Source organism: Zestosphaera sp. (assembly GCA_038843015.1).
Lineage (GTDB): Archaea > Thermoproteota > Thermoprotei_A > Sulfolobales > NBVN01 > Zestomicrobium.
In genome coordinates this window covers 37,168-48,070 of the sequence record JAWBSH010000011.1, presented here as the reverse complement: position 1 = coordinate 48,070, position 10,903 = coordinate 37,168, and the positions used below count along the sequence as shown (strand labels likewise).

The window sequence follows — 10,903 nt, the reverse complement described above, 5'->3', positions numbered from 1 at the left end:
ATCAAAGAAAGAATGCGGGCCCGCCGGGATTTGAACCCGGGGTCTCCGGCTCCGAAGGCCGGCGCCTTATCCTGGCTAGGCCACGGGCCCTTGTTTCATTTGTTTCCACTGTTTTATGTGTTTTCTGTTTTCATTAGTTTATACTGAATTATTGCTGTGAGACGTTATTTAGTGTTACTCGCTAATAATCTTAGGGTTGGGTATGCCTAAGAATGGCGTGAAGCGCAACTCTGTAGTGAGTTCTTCTAGAGGTAGTTCTAAGAAGCTCACTGACTTCGCTAAGAATGTTTCTAGAGGTCTTCGCGGGAGTTCTGTGGTTCCAGAAGAGCCTAGCGTCTTAAATAGTAGTGAATTTTTAGTTTCTAAGGAGTCTCTCGGTAAGAAGCCTGACTTCAACGTTGTCGTTAATGGTGTTGAGTTTGATGTTTTCTTGAGTTCTATGAAGTCTACTACCTACACGGAGTCACTCAGTAATTTTGAATTAGTTGATGAGATTCCTGAGTCGTACTTGCTTGGCTCATACTATAGTGGGGAGCTCAGAAAAGCATACCTGAAATTCTATGATGATTCTAGTAGCAAGACCTACGTGTGGGTTGATAAGACTGGACACATGCCTTACTTCCTGACCGACACACCGCCTGACGAGCTCGACCAGAAAATAATCAGAGACAAGTCTTTCGAGAAAGTTGAGGTGATTAAAAAGTACGACCTCTTAAGAGGTAAGGAAGTGTCTCTAACTAAGATAATCGTTAAAGACCCTCTTGCAGTACCTCGAATGCGAGGTTTAGTCTCTAACGCTTGGGAAGCCAACATAAAATACCATGACTGCTACGTGTTCGACAACGGACTCATACCAGGCATGAAGTACAGGATTAACGGGAGAGGAATCACGCCAATACAACCTAAGCTTGGGGAAGACGTGTTAAGCCTATACAAGAAAGTCGTTGAAGATGAGGAGGAACTCCTAGAACTAGCTCTTAGGATGGCTCCACTATTCGAAGAAAGACCTCCTAAGATGAAGAGGCTAGCTATCGACATAGAAGTCTACACACCCACCAGACTCAGAATACCCGACCCCTCCGACGCTCACTACCCCATCATAAGCGTAGCTCTAGCAGGTACAGACGACTTAAGAAAAATCTTCTTGACTTACAGAGATGGAGCAAGCGTTGAGAACGCTGATAGACTGAAAAAACTTAAAGCTGAAATAGAGATATTTGACAGCGAGAGAGCCCTAATCCTAGAATTATTTAGAGTAATGAATGAGTACCCACTAATCGTAACGTTTAACGGAGATAACTTCGACTTACCTTACATATACAACAGAGCCTTAATCTTAGGCATAGACCCAACATACATACCGATAGAAGAAGTGAGAGACTTCGTTAGTGTCAGACACGGCTTCCACATAGACCTCTACAAGTTCTTCAGTATCGAAGCAATACAAAACTACGCTTTCAGTCAAGCATATAAGGAGAAGACTCTGGACGCGATAGCTCAAGCCCTATTAGGAGAGACTAAAGTAGTTATTGAAGCAAGCGTCAGTGACTTACCTCTAGACAGGCTAGCTGAATACAACATAAAAGACGCTGAATTATCACTCACGTTAACAACATTCAACAACGAGCTCGTGTGGAAGCTTATAGTCCTGATAATGCGTTTAGCCAAGATGTCTCTAGAAGACGTCACTAGGCGTAAAGTTTCTGCGTGGGTTAAGAACCTGATGTACTGGGAGCACAGAAGAAACAATTATTTGATTCCTGAGAGAGAAGAACTGAAGAGGCTGAAAGGAGAAGTCAAGACGGCTGCTAAGATCGGTGGTAAGAGGTATGCTGGAGCCATAGTTATTGACCCCATACCTGGCGTCTATTTCAACGTGGTAGTTCTAGATTTCGCTTCACTGTATCCAAGCATAATTAAGGTGTGGAATCTCAGCTACGAGACTATAGACCCGCCAGGAGGGTGGTGTAGAGACGATGACTTACTAGACGTCATCGACGAGAAAGGCGAGATACTCCATAGAGTCTGCAAGTCTAGAAAGGGGATAACCTCAGCCCTAGTAGGTTTATTAAGAGATTTTAGAGTCAGAGTCTACAAGAAACTCGCTAAGCAAGCAAGAGAAGAGGAAGTTAAGAACTGGTATGATGTTGTTCAGAAAGCTCTCAAGGTGTACGTCAACGCCAGCTACGGCGTCTTCGGTCACGAGTCCTTCCCCCTCTACACACCATCACTAGCAGAGTCTGTCACTGCTCTCGGGAGATACGTAATAACGAAAACACTCTCTAGAGCTGAAGAACTTGGTCTCAGAGTCCTCTATGGAGACACTGACTCACTCTTCGTGTGGAGCCCTGACCCGGAAACCTTAAACAAGCTTAGTGAGTGGGTTGAGAAAGAGTTATCTCTAGAAATAGAACAAGACAAGACCTACAAATACGTGGCTTTCGCGCTCAAGAAAAACTATGTAGGCGTCTTAGAAGGAGGTAAAGTAGACGTGAAGGGTCTTGTAGGCAAGAAGAAAAACGTCCCTAAAATACTTCAAGACTCTTTCGTAAGAATCCTCGAGCTAATTAGCAGAATAGAAGGTACAGCAGAATCTCTAGAAAAAGTGAAGAACGAGATAAGACGTGAGGTTAGAGAACTATACATGAAACTCAAAAACAAGGACTTTACTCTAGACGACGTAGTCTTCAAGACTACCTTAAGTAAAGACCTTGAAGAATACGTTAAGACAACACCAATTCATGTTAAAGCCGCAACTCACCTCAAAAGGCATGGCGTGCCTGTAGAGAAGGGCGTCACCATACTATACGTTAAAGTTAAGGGCTCTAGCGGTGTCAAGCCTGTTCAGCTAACTAAGATAGACGACGTAGACATAACCGAGTATCTAAAGACCGCTAAGTCGACTTTCCAGCAACTACTAATGCCATTCAACATATCTTGGGAAGAAGTTGCTGGTGGGGTAGGACTGACTCACTTCACAACGTGAAAGCCCCGTCCTTTAGGGCGGGGAGAAGGTCAGATCAAGTAATAATTCCTCCAATACTCTCTAAGCTCTTTTTAAGTTCTTCTAAGACTTTATCAGCTGTCTCCTCTGCCTCACTTAAGCTATCACTAAACGCCTGAACGTAGACCTCGAGAACGGGGGCGCTTATCTCGTGCCCCTTAGGGTGTGTCTTTATGTAGACATTCCCATACTTCCGGAGAATTTCTTTAATAACTCTAGCCGCGGAAGACTCAGGAACTCCTGAAACTCTGAAGGACCTTTCTGCGAAGACTCTCCTCACGCCAAGCTCCTTAAGTTTCGGCTCAACATAAGATTCCCACATGCTCTCAAGCTCTTTTGGAACTCCAGGTAATGAAATAATTAGTGTTTCCTCGTGCTTCACTATGCAACCAGGAGCTGTCCCAACCTCATTAGGTATTATCTCACTACCTTCAGGCATGTAAGCCATCTTAATTCTCTCAGGAGTTAAGGGCAACTTCAAGACATCGTATTTTTCTTTAATGATTTTCAAGGCTTCTTCGTTAAGACGTAACTCAACTTTTAAGGCCTTAGCTAGCGCTTCTAGTGTTACGTCATCGTATGTGGGTCCTAGACCGCCAGTAGTCACTAGCAAGTCTGGTTTGCTAGCTAGAACGTAAGATATTAGTTCTGATATGAGCTTCACGTCATCAATTAACGACACAATACCTAACACGTTGAAGCCTAGCAACGTGAGTCTCCTACCAAGATACGCTGCGTTAGTGTTTACTACCCTACCACTAACTACTTCTGTACCTAGTGTGAAGATCCAGGCTTTCCAGTCTCTCACACTCTCACCCAACGACGTCAATCAATACGTAGCGAATACCTTATTAAGTGATTAAGGCTAAGATTATTGAGGGTAGTTTATATGGTCTCTGTTAAAGAGCTCGCGAGAGTTGTTGAGTCTTTCAAAGATGAGATGGTTAGCACGTTAATGAAGCTTATTGAAGTACCTGCTATAGGCCCTGATAACGGCGGCGAGGGCGAGCTTGACAAGGCCTTAAGACTCCAAGAAATAATCCGTGATTGGTCTTTCGATAAGATCGAGCGCGTTGATGTGCCAGACCAGAGAGCTAAGGGTGGTGTCAGACCTAATATTCTAGCATATTATTACGGGGAAGCAGGTCGTGAATCTCCAAGACTCTGGATACTTACCCACCTGGATGTGGTGCCGCCAGGCGACCTCAGCCAGTGGACTGTTACGGAACCTTTCAAGCCCCTAGTTAAGGAAGAGAGAGTCTACGGTAGAGGTAGTGAAGACAACGGTCAGAGTATGGTCGCGTCACTATACGCTGTCAAAGCTTTAATGAGCTTGGGGATCAGACCCAAGAGAACCGTAGTGCTGGCTTTCGTAAGTGACGAGGAGACCGGGAGCAGGTACGGGCTGGGCTGGCTAGTTAATAAACGTCCAGATCTCTTCAGAAGAGACGACTTAGTGTTAGTTCCTGACGCAGGAAATAGCGAGGGCACCTTCATAGAAGTTGCAGAAAAAAGCATTTTGTGGTTTAGAGTCAGAGTTAGAGGAAAGCAGGTTCACGCGAGCATGCCGCATTTAGGCTTCAACCCCAACAACGTGTTATCTGAGTACGTGAATGTATTAAGTAGAGTATTTCACGAGAAATACTCCTTAAGAGACGACCTATACGAGCCACCAGTAAGCACGTTTGAACCGACGTTGTGGAGGAGTACTAGCAACGCACCAAACATAATACCTGGTGAGTGCGAGGTGGTTTTTGACTGTAGAGTACTCCCCAATTATAGCCTCGACAACGTTCTGCGTGATGCAGAAGACATAGCAAAAGAGCTTGAAGGCAAGCACTACAGACTAGTAGGTAGCGAGAAACTTCCAGTGATTAAGGTTGAGGTGGTGGAGAGGCTTGACGCACCGCCTCCTACACCGCCTGACAGCCTAATAGTTAAGTTGCTCGTAAGAGCTGTTAAAGAATTAAGAGGAAAAGAACCTAAGATTGGTGGCATAGGTGGTGGAACCTTCGCCGCGTACTTCAGGAAGCTAGGTATCCCAGCCGTAGTGTGGTCTACCATAGACGAAACCGCGCATCAACCTAACGAATACTCCAAAATAGACAACATGATTGAGGACTCAAAGGTTATGGCCGCGCTAGCAGTGCTTGAGGAGGGTTAATAAAGATGGCTACAGGCGGTTCTCGCAAGTACCTACTATTCTTTGTGACAGGACCTGAGGACCACATGAGAGAGCTTGCTAGGAAGTTAGTCGAGGAAAAACTTGCTGCCTGCGTTAACTTGATCAACGGAATTAAGTCCACTTATTGGTGGGAGGGTAAAGTCAGTGAAGACACTGAGTCATTACTGATAATCAAGACCGAGTCCAGCAAAGCACAAGAGCTAATAAGCTTCGTGAGGAGTAATCACCCGTATAGAGTACCTGAAGTGATAGGACTAGAGATAAACACGGGAAACCCCGAATACCTTAACTGGATACTTGAGTCGCTGACTACTAAGTAGAAATAAATAATGAGTTTAAAGAAATAATTAATTAGATGATGAGGGCAGGTATTTCGGACTCGTGACGAGTGACACCGGATCTGACAAAAAGCTAATAGCTTAAGAATTACTTGATTATTTAGTTTGAGGGTTTAGGTTGATCAATATAGGAGATTTGGTGTTAATATACGTGGATGAGAAGAGGTCTAAAGTCGTTAGGGTAGTTAAGGGCAAGACTCTACATACTGATAGGGGATATCTGAACCTCGATGATTTGGTAGGTCTTGAGTGGGGGTCTAAGGTTAGGTTAAGCACTGGTGTCACGGCGTATGTCTTGAAGCCGACGTTAGTAGACCTTATGTTTAAGTCTTTCAAGAGAGTCACACAAGTGATATATCCTAAAGACTTAGCCTACATAGTGATGCAGTCAGGTATTGGAGAGGGTTCTAGAGTTGCTGAGGCGGGGGTGGGCACGGGCTTCTTAACGGCTGTCTTGGCTTGGGCAGTAGGCTCTAGTGGTCATGTGTACGGTTACGAAATCAACAAAGAATATATTGAGGTCGCTTTAAGAAATCTAGAGATTGCGGGACTCTCTAACAGAGTAACAATAAAGAATAAAGACATTACTCAAGGAATTGATGAGCGTGATTTAGACGCTCTATTCCTTGACATGCCCAACCCCTGGGACGTCTTCCCTCACCTACAAAGCTCTCTAAAGCCCTCAGGTAGCGTAGTAATTTTCGTCCCTACAGTAAATCAAGTATTAAGAACGCTGAACTACATGAAAGAATCTAAAAAACTTATCAACATCAGTGTGACAGAGTTGATGCTCAGAGAATATCAAGCAAATCAAGAAGCTCTCAGACCTAAGTCAATTGGTGTGACTCACACAGGCTACATCATTACGTCTCGTTTTGTCAAGGAAATACCCTAATATCTACGTCAGTAGCTAAGACCAGCTTTCAACAGAAAACTTTTTGTAACCAAGGTCTCTAGCGTAGGGAACGTAAACGTCTCGTTACAAACACGCTTACTAACCCTAGTATCAAGGTCGTCAAACTGAGTATTAGAGGAACTGCAAATAGTATAGTTTGAGGGTATGTGCTTCTGGGCATGAACTCTATCTTTACGTAAGTAAAACTTCCTGTGGGGTTAGGTGATGACGAGAACAAGTATATCAGTAATTGCTTGCCAGCAACCTCGTAAAAAGCTGTATTGTATGTTACTTCAGGAACTCCAGACCTGTTTAGAACCATTAGAGCTAGCGAGTTCTTAACTTCAAGTTTGGTATTGACTAGAGTAACTCCCTCAAAGCTATCTCTGAATAAGTACGCGTAACCTAACACGTTCAAAAACGGCTCTTTAAGACTCGTGAAATTTAGTGAGTTAAGCTCTCTAACTATCTTGGAAGACCTGTACACATACCCTAACCCACTACCTGCACTAACGTATGGTATGAGAGAAGCTACTGAAGCGAGCACAACAAAGAAGAATACTAACAAAAGCAAGGTACACAACAAGCCAGCCTTTTTCTTCAGTAGTCGGGAAATCAAAACGTAAAAAACTACTGAGAATATCGTGAGAGTTAACACATAGAGATTGAAGCCTCGCGCAACAATTAAGGCATAGCCGGAAGAGTACTCGTCAAGTATCACTGACGTAGAGAATCCCCTATACACAGTCAAGAGAGTCATATTACCTCTTAAATCAATTATCCCAACACCCACTGTTGACTTCGGATACCACTCACCCGCTAGCCTAGCTTTATCTAATGGGTAAACCCAAGTATATGTTGTGTTGTAATCAACGTAGATTACGTAGAGAGATACCCCCAGTAAAATTGCTAGGGAAGCGACCCACATGAAGTCTTTAAACGTAAATCTAATTAATACTTCTTTCTCCAGACACACTCACCTAACTTATTACTACCAAGGAATAATTAATTGTTTTTAAGTTTCAATAAACAAAAACAATTTTGTTATCTTTAAAATCTCCTGAGCTGAACGAGTATCACTATAGCTACTACTGTAGCGATAATGGCGAAGACTGCCGACAGCAAACTAAACATGAACGCGTTGCTAGCTACTCCCGTAGCACCTTCAACTCTCTCTTCAACAATGGCTAAGCTATCGCTAAAACTTGTCTTAACCTCATTCTTAGCTTGAGTTATTTTCTCTGAGATGCTACTCTCAAGCTCGTCAATCTTACTGCTTAAGTTCTCGTTAACGCCGGCTAAATCCACTCCAATACCTGAAATAATCTCACTTAACTCACTAACAGATTTCTCAAGCTCTGTAATCTTATCTTCAACACTAACTATCCTGCTCTCTACTACGGAAATAGACTCTGATAACGTAGTATTAACGTCCAGCAACATGTTGCCTAACGAGTCCACCTTATCAAGAATATTAGATTCTACCCCGTCAATCCTAGTACTCAAGTCTTCAACAGCATTCAGTAAGTCGTTTTTAGTAGTTAACTCATTAAGCTTATTCATAACCATGCTAGTAGACTCATTTACTAGTCCAGCGAGTTCCGCAGTACTCGACGAGATCTCACCACGTAACAGGCTCATTTCATTAGTCAGACTTGACTCAAGCTCGTTTACTCTGCTAATTATCGAGTCATGAACAGACTCTATCTTTGAAACTATCGTGTAATTAACTCCTGATATCGCTTCTAACACGTCACTTCTCAAAGTCTCCATGCCAGCAATTAGGTTACTCTCGGCTTCACCTATCCTGTTAATAATGTTTGACTCAAGCTCGTTTACTCTGGTAATTATCGAGTCATGAACAGACTCTATCAGGGTTGAGAGTCCTTCGTAGACGGCAGCTAAGTCCTCCATTGTCACCATATCCTCTAGTATGATATCCAGTTTTTGTAGTGTTTCATTAAGTCCTTCCTGAAGTATCAGTAACTCATTGATAATATTGTCTGACACATCATAAATTACTGCCTCAATCTCGTCAAGTCTTACGTAGAGACCATCAATACTGCTGGAAATTAACGAGAACTGTTCTAGCAATGTAGTCAGCAACTCCATCTTAGAAGAGTTTATCTCTGACAAGACAGTATTTAAGGCTGTCATTAAATCTTCCTTGGTGACCATCTCAGAATATATTGAGGTAAGTATGTCTTGAACGCTAGCTAGAGACGTTTCAATACTCATCAACTGCGCCTCAATACCTGCTAACTGTGTAGCGAGGCTGTCCCTAACATTATATATATCTTCCCTCAACCCATTCACTAAGTCGGTAGTATTACTTATGAGGTTGTTTATATCCTCCTTAGTAGCTACATTGTTTAACTCATTCACTATAAAGACATAACCAGGCTCTGATACTACATCATTTCCTGCCAACCTTAACTCATAAACTCCTGGTTCTAGAACTGGTATTGTGAGACCTGGAGTAGCTCCCAAGACATTAACGAGTATGCCGTACTTGTTAGTTCCCCACCAAATCCCCGTGTGCAGGTTTACTGAAACTAGCGCGTCTGTCCCGTTAAGCAATACTAAGAAGCCACTGAGGTAGGCGGGGAAACCTGTACCAACTACTCTGACCACGGTGTTACCAACTACTACCGGAATTTCATCAGAGCTTACCCTGAGTACCAGTATCTTCGGGTAAATCTCCAGTGGCTCGTAAACATATTCTGAGCCGTCAAACCAAGGTATACTTACTTCTATGTCATCAGTTACTGCAAGCTTAACAACATAGTTATCTCTCGGCACTGATGGTATAGTGCAGACCAGGCTTAACACTCCGTTCTCACTAGCTCTCCCAGAACATACACCGAAATCTGAGTATCCGTCAAGTTTAAGAACTACGTCAGCGCCTGGTAACAAGCCCTCAGCATATACTTCAATAACGTCTCCTAAATAGTCAAAAGGCTCGCCGTCAAGATACGCTATTAATGTTTCATTATAATAAGATGCTGAAGCCTTATTTACGGGCAAGTACTCGCCCGTGACTGGATTGAGTATCTGGTAATACGCGTACCAATACTGAGTATAGATTACGTAGACTCTGTATACGTTAGTATCATACTGAAACTCAATAGTTATTAGATGTTCTTCGCCGGGCATTAGGTACGGGACTTGAATCGTGAATGACGAGTTACCGTCTTTTCCTGTTAAGCCGTTATATAAGGTTAAGGTGCCGTCAACTATTACGGTGACGGGCGAGTATGGTGCAGAACCGTAGATAGTTAGTTCGAATGTATGTCCTGCAGTCAATACACCGAAATCATATGTTTCCCCGTTCTCTGCAGGCATGTCGTTAATGTAAAGGAGTGGGGTAACCGTATATAGGTCTTCCAAGAAGTAGAGGGTTCTACTCAGATAGGTTGCGTAAACTACGAAGATTACGTCCTCACTTATAGCATCCCACTCGAATATTGAGGACCACTCTATGTCTGCGTCTATACCTAAATACTGCTCAACATACACTATACCTGTCTCCGGATCTACTAACAGATTGCCTGGATACTCATAGAGGTATTCCCAGTAAGTATCTGTCTCTTCATTGTAGTACGTTATACTGAGCAACGCATACAGAACCTCCACGTGTCTACCACCATAATATAGGTCGAGTCTTATGAAGTCTTCAGCACTAGTAAATAAGGCCATATTATTAGGTAAGTCTTCTCTTAACCTACCGCCTAAATCGAAGGTAAGTGTAGCTACGAACACCCCATCCACTTCTTCAGGAACAACTTCTTCACTGAAAACTACAGAATTCGTTTCCATATCAATTAGCTGGAACATAACAGGACTATCCACTCGAGTGACATCAACTCTCCACGCATTAAGTCTGTAAGCCTTTTCGTCTTCCCCAGTAAATAAAACTCCTATGGTGGTGGTGACGTCACTAGAATACGCGTAAGTGTGGCCGTTAAAGCCGAAGAACCCCTCCACATAGAATTCTGCTGTTATAGTTGCTGGTGTCCCAAGAACTGACGCGTCTACAATTAACGAGCTGGACTCGTTGAATGCTACAGTATCAGTTACCACGAAAGGTTCTGGTTGCTCAACCGGCGTCTCATAGACTATCACGTAGTACGTGCCGTAACTCATGTTAGTCATTAAATACGTTTTCAGGTCTATGGGGCCAAAACAGCCTGACTCGTCTGTAGGCTCATTCACTAAGAATTCGTATGTCTGCCCCGTGACTGTGTTATACAGGCTTATCTTGCTTATTAAGGAGTTAGGCCTAAAGTAACACCCACTAACAATCACAGGCTCTTCATCTATCCCGTACCCACTACTAGGACTAACGTACAATTCAGGAATTACCTGAGCGTATACTAAGACACCTAATTGTGGTAGTGATATAATTAAAGTCATAAGTAAGGCTAGAGACTTTATCTTATTCATGAGACACACCACAAATAATTATATGAACAAAAATA

The 10,903-nt window shown here is 43.1% G+C and carries 7 protein-coding genes and 1 tRNA gene; 4 read left to right on the top strand and 4 right to left on the bottom strand.

The genetic code is table 11. From position 1 onward, the window contains the following. Positions 1-15: 15 nt before the first annotated feature. Positions 16-90, bottom strand: a tRNA-Arg gene (locus tag QXL29_07415). Between the two features lie 112 nt (positions 91-202). On the opposite strand from QXL29_07415, the gene QXL29_07410 reads away from it, so the two are divergent. Beyond that, positions 203-2,986 carry a DNA-directed DNA polymerase I gene (locus QXL29_07410; GenBank protein MEM2284421.1) on the top strand — a complete coding sequence of 928 codons (2,784 nt, stop codon included), beginning with the start codon at positions 203-205 and terminating at the stop codon, positions 2,984-2,986. A gap of 34 nt (positions 2,987-3,020) precedes the next feature. Here QXL29_07410 and QXL29_07405 read toward each other — a convergent pair whose 3' ends face one another. Then, complete coding sequence (locus tag QXL29_07405) at positions 3,021-3,812, bottom strand: nicotinamide mononucleotide deamidase-related protein (GenBank protein ID MEM2284420.1); 792 nt, start codon at positions 3,810-3,812, stop codon at positions 3,021-3,023. 81 nt (positions 3,813-3,893) lie between these two features. Here QXL29_07405 and QXL29_07400 point away from each other — a divergent pair, with 81 nt between their 5' ends. The 3 genes from QXL29_07400 (at position 3,894) to QXL29_07390 (ending at position 6,422) form a co-directional block, all read left to right on the top strand. After that, positions 3,894-5,168, top strand: a complete 1,275-nt coding sequence (locus QXL29_07400) for a M20 family metallo-hydrolase (GenBank protein MEM2284419.1) — start codon at positions 3,894-3,896, stop codon at positions 5,166-5,168. A 5-nt stretch (positions 5,169-5,173) separates the two neighbouring features. Then, positions 5,174-5,509, top strand: coding sequence for a divalent-cation tolerance protein CutA (gene cutA / locus QXL29_07395; protein ID MEM2284418.1), 336 nt, complete (start codon positions 5,174-5,176; stop codon positions 5,507-5,509). Between the two features lie 157 nt (positions 5,510-5,666). Beyond that, positions 5,667-6,422 (top strand): tRNA (adenine-N1)-methyltransferase, encoded by a 756-nt coding sequence (locus QXL29_07390; protein ID MEM2284417.1) that lies wholly within the window; start codon positions 5,667-5,669, stop codon positions 6,420-6,422. Positions 6,423-6,480: 58 nt separating this feature from the next. Here the strand turns inward: QXL29_07390 and QXL29_07385 are convergent, their stop codons facing one another. Together QXL29_07385 and QXL29_07380 are read right to left on the bottom strand one after the other, a co-directional pair. After that, positions 6,481-7,398, bottom strand: coding sequence for a hypothetical protein (locus tag QXL29_07385; protein MEM2284416.1), 918 nt, complete (start codon positions 7,396-7,398; stop codon positions 6,481-6,483). 74 nt (positions 7,399-7,472) lie between these two features. Next, a complete protein-coding gene (locus tag QXL29_07380; protein ID MEM2284415.1) occupies positions 7,473-10,868 on the bottom strand; it encodes a hypothetical protein in 3,396 nt (1,131 codons plus the stop codon). Positions 10,869-10,903 lie beyond the last annotated feature (35 nt).